This is a genomic window from Halospeciosus flavus (assembly GCF_029814175.1).
Classification (GTDB): Archaea; Halobacteriota; Halobacteria; order Halobacteriales; family Halobacteriaceae; genus Halospeciosus; species Halospeciosus flavus.
Genome location: NZ_CP122312.1, coordinates 633,233 through 650,521, shown reverse-complemented (window position 1 = coordinate 650,521; position 17,289 = coordinate 633,233). Strand labels below are relative to the sequence as shown.

15 protein-coding genes are annotated in these 17,289 nt (G+C 66.2%); 6 read left to right on the top strand and 9 right to left on the bottom strand.

The annotated features are described in order from the left end of the window. Positions 1-30: 30 nt before the first annotated feature. The 5 genes from P0Y33_RS03185 to P0Y33_RS03165 form a co-directional block, all read right to left on the bottom strand. Positions 31-603 carry a hypothetical protein gene (locus P0Y33_RS03185; protein ID WP_279529118.1) on the bottom strand — a complete coding sequence of 191 codons (573 nt, stop codon included), beginning with the start codon at positions 601-603 and terminating at the stop codon, positions 31-33. A gap of 160 nt (positions 604-763) precedes the next feature. Next, positions 764-928, bottom strand: a complete 165-nt coding sequence (locus P0Y33_RS03180) for an HVO_2901 family zinc finger protein (protein ID WP_279529117.1) — start codon at positions 926-928, stop codon at positions 764-766. Positions 929-1,057: 129 nt separating this feature from the next. Then, positions 1,058-2,482, bottom strand: a complete 1,425-nt coding sequence (locus P0Y33_RS03175) for a class II fumarate hydratase (protein WP_279529116.1) — start codon at positions 2,480-2,482, stop codon at positions 1,058-1,060. Positions 2,483-3,440: 958 nt separating this feature from the next. Beyond that, complete coding sequence (locus P0Y33_RS03170; RefSeq protein WP_382268163.1) at positions 3,441-4,781, bottom strand: RNA-guided endonuclease TnpB family protein; 1,341 nt, start codon at positions 4,779-4,781, stop codon at positions 3,441-3,443. 289 nt (positions 4,782-5,070) lie between these two features. Continuing rightward, a complete protein-coding gene (locus P0Y33_RS03165) occupies positions 5,071-5,331 on the bottom strand; it encodes a BolA family protein (RefSeq protein ID WP_382216750.1) in 261 nt (86 codons plus the stop codon). A 106-nt stretch (positions 5,332-5,437) separates the two neighbouring features. Here P0Y33_RS03165 and P0Y33_RS03160 point away from each other — a divergent pair, with 106 nt between their 5' ends. The 3 genes from P0Y33_RS03160 to P0Y33_RS03150 all read left to right on the top strand — a co-directional run bounded on the left by P0Y33_RS03160 (position 5,438) and on the right by P0Y33_RS03150 (position 8,308). Next, positions 5,438-6,055 carry a class I SAM-dependent methyltransferase gene (locus tag P0Y33_RS03160; RefSeq protein WP_279529115.1) on the top strand — a complete coding sequence of 206 codons (618 nt, stop codon included), beginning with the start codon at positions 5,438-5,440 and terminating at the stop codon, positions 6,053-6,055. Between the two features lie 123 nt (positions 6,056-6,178). After that, entirely contained in the window at positions 6,179-7,567 is a 1,389-nt protein-coding gene (gene thiD / locus P0Y33_RS03155) for a bifunctional hydroxymethylpyrimidine kinase/phosphomethylpyrimidine kinase (RefSeq protein ID WP_279529114.1), read from the top strand. Next, entirely contained in the window at positions 7,568-8,308 is a 741-nt protein-coding gene (locus tag P0Y33_RS03150; RefSeq protein WP_279529113.1) for an SDR family NAD(P)-dependent oxidoreductase, read from the top strand. Here the strand turns inward: P0Y33_RS03150 and fen are convergent, their stop codons facing one another. Continuing rightward, positions 8,309-9,292, bottom strand: coding sequence for a flap endonuclease-1 (gene fen, locus P0Y33_RS03145; protein WP_279529112.1), 984 nt, complete (start codon positions 9,290-9,292; stop codon positions 8,309-8,311). It abuts the gene before it with no gap. 91 nt (positions 9,293-9,383) lie between these two features. Between fen and P0Y33_RS03140 the strand changes: the two genes are divergently transcribed. Next, the gene (locus P0Y33_RS03140) at positions 9,384-9,824 is read left to right on the top strand and encodes a DUF5796 family protein (protein ID WP_279529111.1); all 441 of its coding nucleotides are present in this window, start codon (positions 9,384-9,386) and stop codon (positions 9,822-9,824) included. A gap of 21 nt (positions 9,825-9,845) precedes the next feature. Here P0Y33_RS03140 and P0Y33_RS03135 read toward each other — a convergent pair whose 3' ends face one another. Continuing rightward, entirely contained in the window at positions 9,846-9,980 is a 135-nt protein-coding gene (locus P0Y33_RS03135) for a DUF7128 family protein (protein WP_279529110.1), read from the bottom strand. 96 nt (positions 9,981-10,076) lie between these two features. Between P0Y33_RS03135 and P0Y33_RS03130 the strand changes: the two genes are divergently transcribed. Next, complete coding sequence (locus P0Y33_RS03130) at positions 10,077-12,173, top strand: AAA family ATPase (protein ID WP_279529109.1); 2,097 nt, start codon at positions 10,077-10,079, stop codon at positions 12,171-12,173. A gap of 30 nt (positions 12,174-12,203) precedes the next feature. Here P0Y33_RS03130 and P0Y33_RS03125 read toward each other — a convergent pair whose 3' ends face one another. Beyond that, entirely contained in the window at positions 12,204-12,821 is a 618-nt protein-coding gene (locus P0Y33_RS03125) for a GNAT family N-acetyltransferase (protein ID WP_279529108.1), read from the bottom strand. A gap of 402 nt (positions 12,822-13,223) precedes the next feature. Then, positions 13,224-16,064, bottom strand: a complete 2,841-nt coding sequence (locus P0Y33_RS03120; RefSeq protein WP_279529107.1) for a DEAD/DEAH box helicase — start codon at positions 16,062-16,064, stop codon at positions 13,224-13,226. A 119-nt stretch (positions 16,065-16,183) separates the two neighbouring features. Here P0Y33_RS03120 and P0Y33_RS03115 point away from each other — a divergent pair, with 119 nt between their 5' ends. Beyond that, positions 16,184-17,260, top strand: coding sequence for a WD40/YVTN/BNR-like repeat-containing protein (locus tag P0Y33_RS03115; protein ID WP_279529106.1), 1,077 nt, complete (start codon positions 16,184-16,186; stop codon positions 17,258-17,260). The last annotated feature ends 29 nt before the right edge of the window (positions 17,261-17,289 follow it).

Here is a 17,289-nt window from a genome sequence, read left to right as displayed (position 1 = left end):
GAGGTGTGCGGGCGAGGGGTAAAAAAGCGTTCAGTCCGGTCGCGGCCGGACCGTGAGCGAGATGTCGACCGTCTCGGGGCGCTTCGAGCGCGGTTTCCCGCCGTCACCGATTGGGGTGTTGTCGACGACGAAGGCGTACGCCCCCGACGAGAGCGTACACGTCCGGGACGCCGTCTCTTCGACGTTCCGAACGCTCGCCGCGGCCGTCGGGTGTGTGTCGACCAATCGGCCGTTGAGCGCCCGCTGGTAGTCCGTGTACTCGTTCTTGGTGAAGACGAAGACGTCGAACCCGTTCTTCCCCGGTTTCGTCGCCTCGACCGTGTACGACAGGGTGACCCGGGACTCGGCCGTGAACTGGTGGGCCCACCCCTGTCCCGACGGGACCCGAACCGTCCGGTCGACGTTCGTCACCGGTCCGCCGGTCTCGGAGCGAGCGTCGCCCGACTCGCTCGTCGACCGCCGCTCGCTCCGTGTACTCGCTCCGCCCGCCGAAATCTGGTTCTCGACCGACTGTTCGCCTGCGCGTCGACGCAACTGTGTACAACCACTGACCACCGTCGAACCGACGGCGGCGAGGACGCCGCGACGACTTAATTCGGCCATCGTATTAATTTACTATACCTTAAATGTTTAAAACTAATGATGATGGCACGTCGCCACGGGTCGGCTGTTCGGTTCGTCGGACGCCGAGTGTGGCGACGCCGCTCAACGGGCCGGCGTCGTGACTACGCGACGTGAAAAACTGTGGAGAAGACGGCGGCGGTCAGTCGTCGATCGGGATGAGCGCCTCGCCGAGACCGGTCGCGTCGCACCCGTCTTCCGGGCACTCGTAGCGCCACCCGTCGCGGGTCGCCTTCCCCTCGGGGAACACCGAACCGCACCTTCGACAACGGAGCATCTCGCGGCCCTTGGTTCGGAGTTGGGGCATACAATACAGTACGTTCGGATGTGATATTATACTATCTATTCCCCGCGGTGGAGAAGTCTCGCCACGACCGGCGTCGGTGTGGACGAGGGTACAGACGAGGATGGGGGCGAAAACGGAGAGGCGGTCGCGTTACTCCTCGTCACCGAGGATGCCGCGGTGGGTCATCGCCTCGGGGTCGATGACCTCGTCGACCTCTTCTTCCGTGAGGTAGCCCTTCTCGAGGACGACCTCGCGGATGGTCTTGCCCTCCTTGAGCGCCGTCTTCGCGACTTCGGAGGCCTTGTCGTAGCCAATCTGTGGGTTGAGCGCCGTCGCGAGCGCCATCGACTGCTCAACCGCCTCCTCGCAGTGTTCCTTGTTCGCCTCGAGTTTCGCGACGAACTTCTCGGCGAACACTTCGGCGCCGTTGGCGACGAGTTCCGCGGACTCGAGGAAGTCGTGGGCGAGCACGGGCTTGTAGAGGTTCAGGTCGAGTTGGCCCTCCGCGGCGCCATACTCGATAGTGGCGTCGTTGCCGACGACCTCCTTGTGGAGTTGGTTGACCGCCTCGGCGACGACCGGGTTCACCTTCCCGGGCATGATGGAGGAACCAGGTTGGTTCTCGGGTTGTTCGATCTCGCCAAGGCCGTTGCGCGGACCGGAGGCCATCAGCCGGAGGTCGTTGGCGGCCTTGTTCATCGACCCGGCAGCGACCTTCAGCGCGGCGTGTGCCTCGGCCATCGCGTCGTGGGCGGCCTGCGCCTCGAAGTGGTTGTCGGCCTCGCGGAACTGGATGCCGGTCTCTTCAGAGATGTAGTCGGCGGCGAGTCCGGGAAACTCCTCGTGGGTGTTCAGCCCCGTCCCGGTGGCCGTCCCGCCGAGCGCGAGTTCGCGGAGGTGGGCCTTCACGTGCTCGACGCGGGCGAGACCCTTCTCGACCTGCGTACGGTAGGCGCCGAACTCCTGGCCGAGACGGACCGGCGTCGCGTCCTGGAGGTGCGTGCGGCCGGTCTTCACGATGTCGTCGAACTCCTCTTCTTTCTCCGCGAGCGCGTCACGCAGGGTTTCGAGGGCGGGTTCGACGTCCTTCTGGAGGGCTTCGAGCGCGGCGACGTGCATCGCCGTCGGAATGACGTCGTTCGAGGACTGCCCGAAGTTCACGTGGTCGTTGGGGTGGACCTCGCGGGTGCCGATTTCGCCGCCGTAAATCTCGGTGGCGCGGTTGCCGATGACCTCGTTGGCGTTCATGTTCGAGGAGGTGCCCGACCCGGTCTGGAAGACGTCGACCGGGAACTGGTCGTCGTGCTCGCCGGCGATAACCTCGTCGGCGGCCTCGACGATGGCGTCGGCCTTGTCCTCGGGAATCATCCCGAGTTCCTTGTTCGCCTGCGCGGCGCCCTTCTTCACGACGCCGAGCGCCCGGACGAAGCGCCGGCCGAACGTCTGGCCGCTGATGGGGAAGTTCTCGACGGCGCGCTGGGTCTGGGCGCCCCAGTAGGCGTCCTTCGGGACCTGCATCTCGCCGAGGCTGTCGCGTTCGGTGCGGAACTCCTGGTCCGTGTCGTCCTGGCTCATACGCGGACTCTCACCGTAGAGGGCGTAAAAGGCATCGGAAACGCGTGAGCATGACCACTAGCTGTTCGAAGAGAGCGGTTTTCCCCTACTAGCGCGACAGGTTGATCCGAGGTTAGCTACCCACGACTGAAGTCGTGGGCTTCCACCCGCGATGGGGTTTCGGCCCGGGCGACTAACAGCGTCGTCGGCTGACAGCAACCCACTGGTTCCCCGTGTGGAACCACTCCGTTCCACGCTCGGGTACTCCAGTCACCGCTTCAAACGACGAGGGGTACGGGGCTATGGAAGGCCACTCTCACACTCTTCCGAGTGTGAGGCGATAGGGCACGTCCATTTAATTCCCGGTGACCTCCACTCTAACCCACTGTGGGGTGCGGAGAAGCCATGTCCAGTGTGGACAAGGCTAGCACGCTCGCTTCGACAATCCCGAGTTTGGGGCGGGCTGACTGGCCGCCCGTCCCAGCCGACACTTGTGGCCTGCTGGCACTATCAATTTATTCGGTCACGAACCACTTGAACGGTCGCGTTCGAAACCCAACCGGGTTGTCGCAGCGTGGACTGGTCTCCCTGTTGTCGGCTTCCTCCCACGGGCACTGTCTAGTTAAGCGGATTCGGGCGTAGGTGGCGCGCTCAATATCGATCTCGCTCTGTACCGTAATTGACCTCAATTCGCTTAGCTAACAGTCTCTCGGGTCTGCGAGCTGTGGAATCACTGTTTCACCGATTCGGTAATTCCCACTAACTACCCCTAACCGGAGAATTCGGTGAGTTCTCCTTAACTAGACAGTGCCGGGATGGTCAAGAAGTCGTCGCAAAACGAGGGTTTGGGTGGAGGGCAGTTGTACACCTACAAGTGTGAGTACGATCTTGGAGTCCTCCTCGACGCTGTGGGTGAGGATGTCCAGCTTCCAGAGCGGCTGTGAAGTACCCCGCGCACGGTGGCGCGGGGCGTCCGTGTTTAGTCCTGCACTGCCGACGCAACGGACTTTAATTCCTCTCGCGCTCGACTTTGAGAGTCTCGCGCCGACGTTCCGTGTCGGTGAACACCCGAACCTGAACTGGGTCCGTGAGAGTCGGGGCCTCCACCAGCCCCCGATGCCGCCCGTCTCACCGTCCACACGCGTGGCAGGGTTTCGAGAGACGGCACATTTCCATACTGCTCATCTAACCACTCCTGTACAACGCACACCGCCGCTTTCCGATCTGCATGGTCTTGGAATCCACACTGACGACACTTGAACCGCTTTTTGTGCCGATTCCCTCGTTCAGTGTGGTGACACTCCGTTCGTGGACATCGCTGACACGTATACTCCGGGTCGACCTTGTCAGCGGGAATCTCGTTCCACGCGGCCTTGTACGACACCATCTCTTGGAGTGCAGCGAACGGCAGCGAGTGGAGCCGACGGTTCATTCGTGTTCCATAGTCGATGGAGTCTCGCATGTCTTTGAGGTCTTCAAAGACAACTACGGGAGCCGAAAACTGCGATACCCATTCGACTACTTGCCGCGACACTTTGTGCAGAGCGTCCTGAACGTAGTCACGTTCTTCCGTCTGTACGACGGACTCGAAGCCTGTCTGCCCGGCGGTTTGCATCCGTTTGCGCGTGGTGAAATACTCGTGGCGCTGTTCTTTCACCGAAGGATACTCAATCACGACAGAATCTTTCACATCACCGTCTCGACGCATCGCGGCAAGCGCGATACAGTCCTCGTTCACGTCCACACCAACAATCGTGTCTGCATCGTGCTTGCTAGCGACTTGATGCGTTTCGTGCGTGACGGTGACGTGCAGTCGCCATTCGTCGTGTTTTTCGACGACTTCAGCCCTGCCAACGCGCCACTCATCATCGTTGAAGGCAGTTTGCAGACGGTCGAAGTGGTCAGGGCTACCACAGAGTTCACCTTTGACGTGCGTGCCTCTCGTGGCAGTAATACGGAACCGAACCGTGTTATCGTCTTCGAGGAACAGGCGGTAGCCCTCGCCGTGGTTCATCACGATGGGGTACAACTCGTCAATATACGGATAGGGGCGGCCCCACCCCTCATCCTTGTTGTCGTGATAGGTTTCGAGTTCTCCGAGTGCCTTCTCAACGATGAGTTGGCTGGTATTCTTGACGTGGTTTGCGTTATCTACGACAACTGGTTTAATGTCTTCCCAGTCCCGGTTGTGTCGGTCGAGGCGGTTGGTTTCGTTGCGGATGCGTCGAGCTTCGAGACAACCACGTTGCAAGTCGTCACCACTCCCCGAGTGGATGTCTAGTCCGAACGACAAGGTTTGGGTGAGTGTAGACGACTGCATTGTGTTTTGATATGGTTTGATGGTTGTTAAAAGTCCGTATTTGACGCGCTTCACCCACGGGCACGGTGGCCTGTGGTACTCGCCCTATCTCTTTTATAGACGGAGAGCATTCTGAATCTGGTGTGTCTGTGCGACTCCAAACTACCTTTCAGGTCTTTTTCTGGCCCCCTACTCTTGCACCATAGCATTCTGAAAGTGGTGTGTATATCCTGGAGAAAAAGCGACTTGAAGTGCCGAAATACTCCAGGAGTGTTCTGTGGAGTGATATTCCGTAGAGAGATCTGACGCGTTACTGCGCGTGCTCCTCGTACTCCTCGGGCGTGTACGTCGAGAGTTCGAGGGCGTGGATGTCGGTCGTCATGTGGTCGCCGAGCGCGTCGTACACCAGCTGGTGTTGGTTCACGAGCGACTCGCCCTCGAAGGCGGGCGAGACGACCGTCGCCGCGAGGTGGTCGTCGTCGTGCTTGCCGCGGGCGCGCGTAACCTCCGCCTCGGCGTCCTCGATGTTCGACTCGATGAGTTCCTCGATGTCGTCGAGACTCAGGCTCATACCCGAAGAGAGGGGGCGCGTCCGGCATAAGGAGACGGGTCTCGGAACGCCGCGCGAGCGCGGGTGGTCCACGGAGGCTTTACCGCCCGAACACCTCCTTACGGGTATGGACCCGGACGAGAATCACCGCGGCTGGGCCGAACGCTCCGGCGAGTACTCGCCTGCGTACTACGCCCAGCAGGGACCGAACGACGTGAGCGAGACCCTCGCGGCCGTCCTCGACCACTACGCCACCGACGACGCCGACGTCCTCGAAGTCGGCTGTAGCTCCGGTCGCCACCTCGCGTACCTCCACGACCACGGGTTCGAGAACCTGACCGGAATCGACCTCAACGACGAGTCCTTCGACGTGATGGCCGACTTCTTCCCAGACCTCGCCGAGACCGGGACGTTCCACGTCGGGGCCATCGAGGACCTGGTCCCGGAGTTCGACGACGGCGCCTTCGACGTCGTCTACTCCGTCGAGACGCTCCAGCACGTCCACCCCGAGGACACCTGGGTGTTCGACGAACTGGCCCGGATCACCGACGACCTGCTCGTGACCGCCGAGAACGAGGGGAACGGCCCCCAGCGCGGCCGCGACGGGACGGACGTGAGCTACGTGAACGACGAGTTCCCGCTCTACCACCGCAACTGGAAGGACGTGTTCTCCGAGCGCGGTCTCGTCCAACTCCTCTGCGAACCCGGCGAGCGCGATACGGTCCGCGTCTTCCGCTCACTCTGAGGCTGCCTTCTCTCACAGGTCCCCTCCGTCCAATGACGAGCGACCGCCGAACTCCACCACCGATATGTACCACACTGTAGTAGGGGCGCACATGCTCGAGACAGAACGGGTGGTGTCCCGACCGTGACTCGCGTACCGAACCCCGACGCGCGCCCCGTCGCGCTGACTGTCGCCGGCAGCGACTCCGGCGGTGGCGCGGGCATCCAGGCCGACCTGAAGACGGTGGAGGCGCTCGGCGTCTTCGGGACGAGCGTCCTCACCGCCGCCACCGCCCAGCACACCCGCGGCGTCGACTCCGTCCACCACCTCCCCGAGGAGGAGGTCGTCGCCCAGTACGAGGCCGTCGTCTCGGACTTCGACGTCGGCGCGGCCAAGACCGGGATGCTCGGGACGGCCTCGCTCGTCGAGACCGTGACCGAGCAGGTCGCGACCCTCGACGCCCCACTCGTCGTCGACCCGGTCATCGTCGCCACCTCGGGCGACCGCCTGCTGGACGAGGCCGGCGAAGCGGCCTACCGCGACCTGTTCGACCACGCGACGCTCGTCACGCCGAACGTCGACGAGGCCGAGGTGCTGACCGGCCGGCCCGTCGAGACACCCGCGGACGCCGAGACCGCGGGTGAGGAACTCCGTGAGCAGGGCGCCGACGCGGCGCTCGTGACCGGTGGGCACCTCGATACCGCCGACGACGAAATCGTCGACGTGCTCGTCACCGAGGAGGGCGTCCACCACTTCGCACACGAACGAATCGACACGACCAGCACCCACGGTTCCGGGTGTACGCTGTCGAGCGCTGTCGCGGCCCACCTCGCACGGGGCCGCCCGCTGGAACGAGCCGTCGAGTCGAGCGTCGCGTTCGCCGAACGAGCTGTTCGCTACCCGCTCGCCGTCGGGCAGGGTACCAGCCCGGTCCACCACCTCGCTGGCCTGCGCGACGACGCCGCCCGCGAACCGACCGCCGAGACCGTCCACGACGTCGTCCGCGAACTCGTGGACGCGAACCCCCGTAGACTCGTCCCCGAAGTCGGGACGAACGTCGTCGGCGCGACACCCTACGCCGAGTCGGTGGGCGACACCGCCGCCGTCGAGGGACGCGTCACGAAGACCGTCGACGGCGTCGCTCCCAACCGCGGCGTCCGCTTCGGCGCGTCGAGTCACGTCGCGCGCTTCCTGCTCGCCGCCCGCGAGCACGACCCGGCGCTCCGGTTCGCGGTCAACTGCCGCTACGACGACGAAGTCGAGGCGGCACTCGACGCACTCGACGGGCCGGTGGCGTCCTACGACCGACGCGAGGAACCCGCGTCCGTGAAGGAGGAAGAGGGGTCGACGATGGGCTGGGGCGCTGAAGTCGCCTTCGAGCAGGCGGGCGGAACCCCCGCGGCCGTCGTCGACTACGGCGGTCACGGGAAGGAACCGATGGTGAAGTTCCTCGCCCACGACGCCGAGACCCTGGTCGCGCGCGTCGAGTCGGTGCTCGGGGCACTCGTCGACGAACGCGGAGGTGAGCAGTAGATGCGCGTCCTCGTCACCGGCGCCAGCCGTGGCATCGGCCGCGCCACCGCGACCCATCTCGCCGCCGAGGGGGCGGACGCCGTCGCGATTAACTACCACGAGTCGGCGGACGCGGCCAGCGACACCGCTGCGGCCGTCGAGGAGCGAGGCGCCGAGACCGTCACCCTCCAGGCGGACGTCGGCGACTCGGGACAGGCCGCCGACCTCGTCACGCAGGCAGTCGACGCGTTCGGTGGACTCGACGCCGTCGTGAACAACGCGGGCGTCGTCTCACCGGCCCGCGCGACCGACATCGACGACGTGCAGTGGCAGTCGGTCCTCGGCGTGAACCTCGATGGGGCGTTCTACGTCACCCGCGCGGCGCTCCCCCATCTAGAAAAATCGGCGGGCGACGTCGTCTTCCTGTCGAGCATCGGCGGGACGGCCGGGACGGTCGACGCGAGTTACGCCGCGAGCAAGGCCGGTATCCACGGTCTGACTCGTGCGCTCGCCCGCGAGTACGGCGAGGACGGCGTGCAGGTGAACGCGGTCGCACCCGGCCCCGTCGACACCGAACTCAACGGGGACATCGTCGACTACCTCGAACGGGTCGACTTCCGCGGTCACGAGAACCTCGACACACACCTCCCGGAGTACGCCTGTTCGCCAGAAGAAATCGCGAAGACGGTCGCCTTCCTGCTCGACAGCGAGTTCACCCACGGCGAGATCGTCAACGTGAACGGCGGGATGCAGCTCCGCTAGCTACATCCACTCGTCGAGGCCGGCCTGCTCGGTGGCGTCGCGGATGCGTTGGAAGCCGCGTTCGACCTCGTCGGCCGGAATCTCCCACTCCTCGGTGACGTAGGACTCGGCCGCCGAGAGGTCCGGACTCACGTCGAGGTCGACGTCGTAGTCGTCGGTGACGTCGGGGTCGAGGAACATCGCGCGGATGCGGTCGGCGTACTCGATGTACGCGTCTTCGGCCTCCAGCACGCCCCAGAGGTCGCCGTGTTCCCGGACGGCCTTCACCGCCGTCTTCGGGCCGTAACCGGAGAGACCGTCGTTGTAGTCGGTGCCACAGAGGATGCCGACGTCGACGAGTTGCTCCCACGTGAGGTCGTGCTCTTCGAGGGTGGCCTCGAAGTCCATCAACTCGGGGTTGCCCTTGCTGGTGAGTTGCCGGAGCGTGTAGGGCGCGCCGAGCAGGAGCGTGTCGTAGTCCTCGCTCCCGACGTAGTCGACGTCGTCGTCGACGCGGGCCATGTGCGACGCTTGCGCCTCGCCCTCGGCGGGCGCCTCGACGACCGGGACGTCGAGGAGGTCGAGGAGGTCGCGCGTCGTCTCGTGGATGACGTCCGTGAGCCGCTGGGTGCGTGCTTCGAGTTTCGCGGCCTCGACCGCCTCACCGGCCTCGAGGGCCTCTTCGAGTCGTTCCTCGTACTCCTCGCGCTTCTCGCGTCGCTCTTCGATTTCGGCCTCCTTGAGTTCGGTCACGCCGCCGTCGAAGACGAAGATTGGCGTCAGGTCGTTCTCGAAGAACTTCGGGAGTCCCTGGACGACGCCGATGAGGTTGTGGACTTCCTCGCCCTCGCTGGTCGTGTAGACGTTGTCGTTGGTGAACTTCGCCGTCGTCGTGAGGTAGCGATAGAGCCAGTTGTGCGCGTCGACCGCCACGACGTCGCCGTCGAGGTCGTCGAAGGCGACGTCTTCGAGGACGGCGAGTTGCCGTAGATCCGCGTTTCCCATTACGCCGAACTAGGGGACGCTCACTCTTGAAGGTTCGATTTCGACGGGCACGAACGGCGGACTTTTCCACGCGTCCGTCCAAGCGTCGACCATGAGCGCGCGCAGCGACATCGCCCCGTCGACCCTCTCCGTCGAACTCGACGAGGGCGGCATCTACGTCGAGTACCACGACGGCCGGCGGGTCTTCTACAACGGCGTCCCGCAGAAGGTCGAGGGGACGCTCCGGACCAAGCCCGGCAAGCACGTTCAGGTGCTCGTGACCGACGAGTCCGGGACCGAGGGCGTCCTCCTCTACATCAACGACCGGAAGACGGCCGACGAAATCCTGGAGGACAGCGGCGTCGGCCGCGTCGTCCTCGAACCCGGAGAGACGTCGGAGGTGTTCCCGGGTGTCGAAGTCGAACTCGACGGGTACGCCGTCGAGGTCACGGCGGACCCCGACGTCGCGCGCGGCCGGGTGTTCGTCTTCGAAGAGGACGACATGGGCGAACGGTCCTACGAACTCTTCGCGGCCGACGGGGACGACGAGTAGCGACGAGCGGGACGACGCCGCCTACTGGAGGTAGGAGGGGTCAGAGGAGTCGCAGTTCTCCTCGTGTTGTTTCGCGTCGTCCCGGTCGTCGAACATGAGACCACACTTTTCGCACTTGTACCACGTCATGTCGTCCCGGGTCGTACTCTCCACCATAACCCCACCTGTGTCGGCCGAGAACAAAGTCGTTACCCCGGAACCCGCCCGCCGTCGGGGACAACGGTAAGGCGCTCGCACCCCTCGACCGAAGCGATGACCGACGCCGACGACGGCAGCAGGCCCGAACGGGAACTCGTCGTCCACGAGGCCGAACCCCGCGACGCCGGGCGGGGTGTCGTCCGCCTCCCCGAGACGGCACGGACGGCCCTCGGCGTGTTGAGCGGTGACACCGTCCGCGTCTCCGGCGAACGCGACACCGTCGCGAAGGTGTGGCCGGCCGACCCGTCGCTCGACGCCGAGTCGCTCCGCGCGGACGGCCAGACACGCACGAACGCCGGGGTAGGCGTCGGCGACACCGTGACCGTCTCGCCGGCCGACGCCACCGACGCCGAGCGGGTCGTCCTCGACGGACCCCACGCGGACGACGCCGACGAGGGTGACACGGCGGCCGTCCGACAGACGCTCCTCGACCGTGTCCTCCGCGTAGACGAGCGCGTACGAATCGACGCGCTCGGTGTCGACGGTGAACTCCGTGTCCGAGAGACGTCCCCCGACGGGCCGGTCGTCGTCACCGAGGACACCGACGTCTCGCTCGTCGCCCGGGAGGAACGGGCGGAGACCGATGATTCGACCGAGGGCGAGACGACCGAGGACGCCCGCGTCGGCCTCACCTACGAGGACGTCGGCGGCCTCGACGACGAACTCGAACAGGTCCGCGAACTCGTCGAACTCCCGCTCGCCGAACCGGGGCGCTTCCGGCGTCTCGGCGTCGAACCGCCGAAGGGCGTCTTGCTCTACGGCCCGCCCGGCACGGGCAAGACGCTCATCGCCCGCGCCGTCGCCAACGAGGCCGACGCCCACTTCGAGAGCGTCTCGGGCCCCGAGATCACTTCGAAGTACAAGGGCGAGTCCGAGAAGCGCCTCCGCGAGGTGTTCGAGCGAGCACAGGAGCGCGCTCCCGCGGTCGTCTTCTTCGACGAGGTCGACGCCATCGCCGGGAAGCGCGACGAAGGCGGCGACATGGAGAACCGCATCGTCGCCCAACTCCTCTCGCTGCTCGACGGTCTGGAGACACGCGGCGAGGTCGTCGTCATCGGCGCGACCAACCGCGTCGACGCCATCGACCCCGCGCTCCGCCGGCCGGGCCGCTTCGACCGCGAGGTCGAGGTCGGCGTCCCTGACGCGGGCGGCCGCCGCGAAATCCTCGACGTCCACACCCGCGAGATGCCGCTGGCGGCGGACGTCGACCTCGACGCGCTCGCCGACCGGACGCACGGGTTCGTCGGTGCGGACCTCCGTGCGCTCGTCACCGAGGCGGCGATGGGCGCGGTCCGCGACGACCGCGACCGGGTGAGCGCGGACGACTTCCGCCGGGCACTCGCTGCGACCGACCCCTCCGCGATGCGCGAGTTCGTCGCCGAGCTCCCCGAGACGTCCTTCGACGACGTCGGAGGCTTAGACGAGGCGAAGGCGACGCTCCGCGAGACGGTCGAGTGGCCGCTCGCCCACGGCGACCTCTTCGAGGCGGCGAACACCGACCCGCCGACGGGCGTCCTCCTCCACGGTCCGCCCGGTACGGGCAAGACGATGCTCGCCCGCGCCGTCGCCAACGAGGCGGGGGTCAACTTCGTCCGCGTGGCGGGGCCGGAACTCGTCGACAAGTACGTCGGCGAGACGGAGAAGGCCGTCCGCGAGGTGTTCGAGCGCGCCCGGCGGGCCGCCCCCGCCGTGGTGTTCTTCGACGAGATCGACGCCGTCGCTACCCAGCGCGGCGAGGGCCACGAGGTGACCGAGCGCGTCGTCAGCCAACTCCTCACGGAACTCGACGCCGTCGCGGACGACCCGACGCTCGTCGTGTTGGCCGCGACCAACCGCCGGGACGCACTCGATCCCGCGCTCCTCCGGCCGGGCCGGCTCGAAGCACACGTCGAGGTCCCCGAACCAGGTGCCGAGGCGCGTCGCGAGATCCTGCGAGTCCACGCGCGGGAGAAACCGCTATCCGACGACGTCGACCTCGACGCGCTGGCCGACGAACTCGAGGGATACACGGGTGCGGAACTGGAGGCGCTCGTCCGAACGGCGTCGATGCGGGCTATCCGCGAAGCCGTCGAGGCCGGTGGGAGCGACGCCGACGTGACTATCGAACCCGAGCACTTCACGGCGGCCCGCGAGCGCGTCGAGAGGGACTGACGCACTCCGGCCCGATTCGACTCGACTCGTTCAGCGCGAGCGGGTGTGGTACGACCCGGCGTCGACGCACTGCTCGCGGTCGAAAACGAGTCCGAGGCGGTCGTACACGCGACGCCAGCGTCCGACCGTCGTCTCGTCGGCGGCGAACGGCCGGAACCCGAGGTTCAGGAGGAGGTGGGCAGCCGGGAGTGCGTCGAGGTCGACGCCGGCGCGGATACTCCGGTAGCCGGCGTCGCGGAAGCGCCTGACGCACGCCGCGGCGAGCGCGTGGCCGAGTCCCCGTCGGCGGTGTTCCTTCTGGACGACGAGCACGCCGAGTTCGCCGCCGAACGGGAAGTAGTGGCCGTCTCCCTGTGGGTCGTGGAGTGCGGCGCAGGTACCGACCGCGTCTCCGATGCCGGCGCGGCGCGCCTCGCGATGCTCGTCGACGACGAAGAACAGTCCGTTCGGGAGAATTTTGTCGAAGAGCTGACGCTCCTCGACCGCGTCGAGGTGTCGACCGCCGGCGGCGAGGAGTTCGCGCAGCCGATCACGGTCGCCCGACCCGATCTGCGCCGTTCGGAGCGCGTACCCCGCAGGCATCGACACCTCCGGCGGTCGCAGTCCCCGCGGCCAGACGAGATAGAGGTCCCCTGTTTCCTCGGTCATCACGCCCGGTACGGAATCGCCGAAGATACACTCGTCGGTGGATGTGGCGAACAGGCGGCGTCGATTCGACCATCACAGAGTGCGACGCCGCGCTCACCGAGTCCACCTCCGTGGCCCTCCTCAGGTCACCCCGCATAGTGGTCGCGCTCTCGTACTTGAACGTTCGCGTGGGGAGAAGTGCTCGGTGTGTAGACCGTCTCCTTCGGGCGTATCGACGCCTCGAAACAGTTGAACGATTCACGAACTGTTCAACTGTTTCTCGGCACGGGAGAACCACCGCGAGTGTGACGAGCGGACGCGCCACGGACTGAAGCGAGCGGAGCGAGTGGAAGGAGTAGCGCGGTTTTAGCGTAGCTTTTGCGAGTGAGGCCGCTCGCGGGCGGCCGAACGCAGCAAAAGGTACTACCAGAACGCCTTCGTCCGGGCGTACTCGCGTTCTTTCTCCAGCAGGTCGCGGTAGAAGTCCGCCTCGTCCTCGCGGTGGTTGTTGATGACGCGGGCGGCGTTCTGTGGGCCGACGCCGCGGGCGGAGAGCGCGACGACGGCCTTCTTCCCGTGGGTCTGGACGATACTCGCGTTGCGGAAGGTGCGCTCGACGCGCTTCTCCTGTTCCTCGTCGCGCTCCTCGGGGTCGAGGTTGAGCGCCTTCACGGCGTCGTCGGCCCACGGTGAGAGGGTGGCGACGCGGGTGCTCTCGCAGTGGGGGCACTGGGGCTGGTCGCGGACGCGCCGGACTTTCGTCTCCTGGTCCCAGTCGCCACAGTGGAGACAGACGAGGCGAACGCGGTCGTCCTGAATACGGTCTTTCACGGCCTGGACGACGCTCGCGTCGGCGTTCTCGGGGGTGAGCATCTCCCGGCCCGAGGAACGGCCGTCCGCGCCGATGGGCGTCCGTGACCCGTGTTTCACGAGGTCGATTTCCCCCGACTGGATGCGCCGGAGCACCTCGCGCGTGCGCTCAACGTCGAGGTCCTCGTGGAACACCTCTCGTACCGCCTCGTCGTAGACCGGCGTCCCTTCGAGCGCGGAGAGGAGTCGCGAGAGACCGGTGCCCTGGCCACCGCGGGACTTCCAGCGCTTGAGCGCGCCGAACTTCGCGGCGACCTGTGAGAGGGTGAACTTCAGCGCGTCCGAGTTCTTCAACGAGAGTTCGAGGAGGGGTTCGACGTGGTCCGGGTCGGTCTCCTCCAGGATCTCTACGACGTCGCCCGCGCGAATCCCGCGCGGAATCTCCAGTTCGATGCGGTAGGGGTCGACGTCGAGGCCGACCGACGAACCGGTGCGCTGGCCGAGCAGCGCGGAGAGGAGGCGGCCGAGCGTCTCGTTCGTCTTGTGTCCGTACGCGGCGTCGACGACGATGACGCGACCCTCTTCCTCTATCACGAGACGGTCCTGCGTCGGGACTGGAGCGTCGGCGTCGGCGTGGCGTTCGACCTGTTCGAGCGCGGAGGCGGAGGTGTTCTGGTCCGTGGGGTAGCGGGTCGTGAACTCCGTCGCCACCGAGTCGCGGGGTGCGTCGCGCTCGAACTGCGGGCCGGCGACGGCGCGCATCTCCGCCACCTCCTGGGCGACGTCGTAGGGGACGGGAATCTCCTTGCCCGACCACGACGGTACCTCGCCGGCGGGGTCCTCGATGGGGCTGACGTTCACCCGCGACTCCTCGTCCTCGACGTTGTTGATGCGCCACATCTCGCCGCGCTGGATGAACGTCTCCCCGGGTTCGACGAAGTTGACGACGAAGCGTTCGTCGAGTGTCCCGATCTGGCTCTGCGTCGAGACGTCGTACACCTCGTAGGACTCCTCGTCGGGGATCATCGAGAGGTTGGCGTAGAAGTACTGCCAACTCCCCCCGGACTTCTGGATCTCGTCGGCCTCCTCGTCCAGCCAGAGGACGTGGTTGGCGTCGAGTTCGCGGAGGATTTGTCTGAAGGTCTCCTCGTCGAGGTCGCGGAAGGGGTAGGCGCGCGTGACGATGTCGTAGGCTCGCCGTGCGGAGACGTCGCCGAAGTCCATGACGAGACCCACCACCTGGTTCGCGACGGTGTCGAGACTGCCGTGGTGGATGCGCATGGTCTCGACGTCGCCGGCGGCGGCGCGGCGGGCGATGGCCAGCGACTCGAAGGTGTCGTCGGGGTGGCTCGTGAGGATGGTCCCCTCCGAGACCTCGTCGCGGCGGTGGCCCGCGCGGCCGACGCGCTGGAGGAGGCGTGACACCTCGCGCGGACTTGCGTACTGGACGACGTGGTCGATGCGGCCGACGTCGATACCGAGTTCCATCGAGGAAGTACAGAGCAGGGCGTCCAACTCCCCGGCCTTGAACTGCTCTTCGACCTCGATGCGGGTCTCCTTCGCGAGCGACCCGTGGTGGACGCCGATGTTCGTCCCGAGTTCCTTGAACCGCGAGCCGAGGGCTTCGGCGGTCTGCCGGGTGTTGACGAAGACGAGCGTCGAGTCGTGTTCGGCGACGATGTCGTCGATGACGCGGATGTGACTCGCGATGTCCGGGCGCGTCATCAGTTCGTTCGCCAGTTGCTCGTCCTCCTCGGTCACTTCGGGTTCGCGGACGGTGAAGTCGACCTTGCTCGTGACGTCGACCTCGACGATCGTGCAGTCGCGGCCACCGGTGAGGAACCCACCGACCGCCTCGGGGTCGCCGACCGTCGCGGAGAGGCCGATGCGCTGGAACGACCCCGCGAGTTCGCGCAGGCGTTCGAGCCCGATGGTGAGTTGGGCGCCGCGTTTCGCGCCGGCGAGTTCGTGGACCTCGTCGACGACGACGTGCTCGACGTCGCTCAGCGCGGTCCGTAGTTTCTCGCCCGTCAGCATCGCCTGGAGCGTCTCGGGCGTGGTGACGAGGACGTCCGGTGGGTCGTTCGCCTGCTTCTGTCGCTGGTAGTCCGTGGTGTCGCCGTGACGGACGTCCACGTCGATGTCTAGGACCTCGCCCCACCAGTCGAGGCGCTCGCGCATGTCGCGGTTGAGGGCGCGCAGCGGCGTGATGTAGAGCGCCGAGATGCCGAAAGTGTCCTCGCGCTCGCTGATCGCGTCGAGGACGGGCAGCATCGCGGTCTCGGTCTTGCCCGTCCCCGTGGGGGCGATCACGAGGGCGTCGCGTCCGGTGACGAGCGGCGGGATGGCGCGGCGCTGTGGCTCGGTGGGGGTCTCGAACCCACGCTCGGAGAGGGCCGCCCGCACGGCGGGCCCGAGGCGGCCGAACGCGTCCGCCTGCGCTGCGTCAGTCATCGAAACCGTGTACGGGAGGAATCCGGTTAAGCCCGTTGTCGATTGCCGAACTGTCCCACACGAATCGGTCCCCGTGCGGCACACCCTTTTTATTTCTGAGAGTTCTAGTAGTGAATGTAATGGTTTGGAGCTCGAAGAAGCAGGAGCCAGAGTGGCGGGTCGTCGAGGAAGTACCGACTGACAAGGACCTCTACGGGCTGGTGCAGACGGTGGCGGGGCCGTTCGCCATCGGGTCCGGCGGGACGCTCATCGCCAACCGGGATCCCGAGAACGACTGGATGGTCGTCCTCGACGACGGACCGGCGACCGACGACAGTCGCCTGACGGCCGTCGACGTGACCGACGACGGCAAGCGCATCTGGATGGCCGGTTCCTCTGGGTCGCTCGGCTGCTACGACGTCGAGGACCGCCGGAAGTACGACTACTCCTACCCGAAGGAGATGACCTCCACCTGGGAGGGCATCGCCATCACCGGCGAGGCTGGCAAGGAGCGCGGACTCGTCGCCAACGGTTCCGGCGAGGTGCTGCCCTTCCGTATCGACGGTTTCGACGTCGACTGGGAGACGGCGACCAAGCCCGTCGGCGGGAAGGCCGCCAGCATCGCGGCGCTCGCGGCCGGTCCGGACGGCACGGGCTACGCGGTCGACACCTCCGGCAACGCGTTCAAGACGACGCCCGAGGGCTGGGAGGACATCGGTATCGTCAACGCGCAGGTCGCGTTCCACGACATCTACGCCGGGCCGCAGGGTCGGGTGTACGTCGCGGCGGGCGACGGGCGCATCTACCGCTACGACGACTCCTACCATTCCTGGACCCCCATCGGCGTCGCGAACAACCCGCTGTACGCCATCGACATCTTCCAGGGGCACATAACCGTGCTCGGCGGCGGCGGCATCATCTACGAGCGCGAGATGAACGGCAAGCGCTGGCACAAGACCCACTCGCCGACTACGAAGGACCTCAACGACCTCGCGCTGGGTTACCCTGACGCGGCGGTCGGTTCCGCCGGGACCATCATCCAGCGGCCGCGCGGGCACACCCGCTACTCCGGGACGTCCAAGGACGGCGACAACTACGAGAACCGCGGTGAACTCTGGGACGGCGCCAACGACGACAAGAACTCCGGTTCCTCGTCCGGCGACTCCACCTCTGGGGACTCCACCTCCGGCGACTCGACGTCGAGTTCGTCGAACTGAGGACCAGCGGCGGTCCGCGTCGACCCGCT

Excerpts from the sequence above, each read along its gene's own strand:
- P0Y33_RS03185 (WP_279529118.1), bottom strand. The coding sequence starts at position 603 with ATGGCCGAATTAAGTCGTCGCGGCGTCCTCGCCGCCGTCGGTTCGACG.
- P0Y33_RS03180 (WP_279529117.1), bottom strand. The coding sequence starts at position 928 with ATGCCCCAACTCCGAACCAAGGGCCGCGAGATGCTCCGTTGTCGAAGG.
- P0Y33_RS03175 (WP_279529116.1), bottom strand. The coding sequence starts at position 2,482 with ATGAGCCAGGACGACACGGACCAGGAGTTCCGCACCGAACGCGACAGC.
- P0Y33_RS03170 (WP_382268163.1), bottom strand. The coding sequence starts at position 4,781 with ATGCAGTCGTCTACACTCACCCAAACCTTGTCGTTCGGACTAGACATC.
- P0Y33_RS03165 (WP_382216750.1), bottom strand. The coding sequence starts at position 5,331 with ATGAGCCTGAGTCTCGACGACATCGAGGAACTCATCGAGTCGAACATC.
- P0Y33_RS03160 (WP_279529115.1), top strand. The coding sequence starts at position 5,438 with ATGGACCCGGACGAGAATCACCGCGGCTGGGCCGAACGCTCCGGCGAG.
- P0Y33_RS03150 (WP_279529113.1), top strand. The coding sequence starts at position 7,568 with ATGCGCGTCCTCGTCACCGGCGCCAGCCGTGGCATCGGCCGCGCCACC.
- fen (WP_279529112.1), bottom strand. The coding sequence starts at position 9,292 with ATGGGAAACGCGGATCTACGGCAACTCGCCGTCCTCGAAGACGTCGCC.
- P0Y33_RS03140 (WP_279529111.1), top strand. The coding sequence starts at position 9,384 with ATGAGCGCGCGCAGCGACATCGCCCCGTCGACCCTCTCCGTCGAACTC.
- P0Y33_RS03135 (WP_279529110.1), bottom strand. The coding sequence starts at position 9,980 with ATGGTGGAGAGTACGACCCGGGACGACATGACGTGGTACAAGTGCGAA.
- P0Y33_RS03130 (WP_279529109.1), top strand. The coding sequence starts at position 10,077 with ATGACCGACGCCGACGACGGCAGCAGGCCCGAACGGGAACTCGTCGTC.
- P0Y33_RS03125 (WP_279529108.1), bottom strand. The coding sequence starts at position 12,821 with ATGACCGAGGAAACAGGGGACCTCTATCTCGTCTGGCCGCGGGGACTG.
- P0Y33_RS03120 (WP_279529107.1), bottom strand. The coding sequence starts at position 16,064 with ATGACTGACGCAGCGCAGGCGGACGCGTTCGGCCGCCTCGGGCCCGCC.
- P0Y33_RS03115 (WP_279529106.1), top strand. The coding sequence starts at position 16,184 with ATGGTTTGGAGCTCGAAGAAGCAGGAGCCAGAGTGGCGGGTCGTCGAG.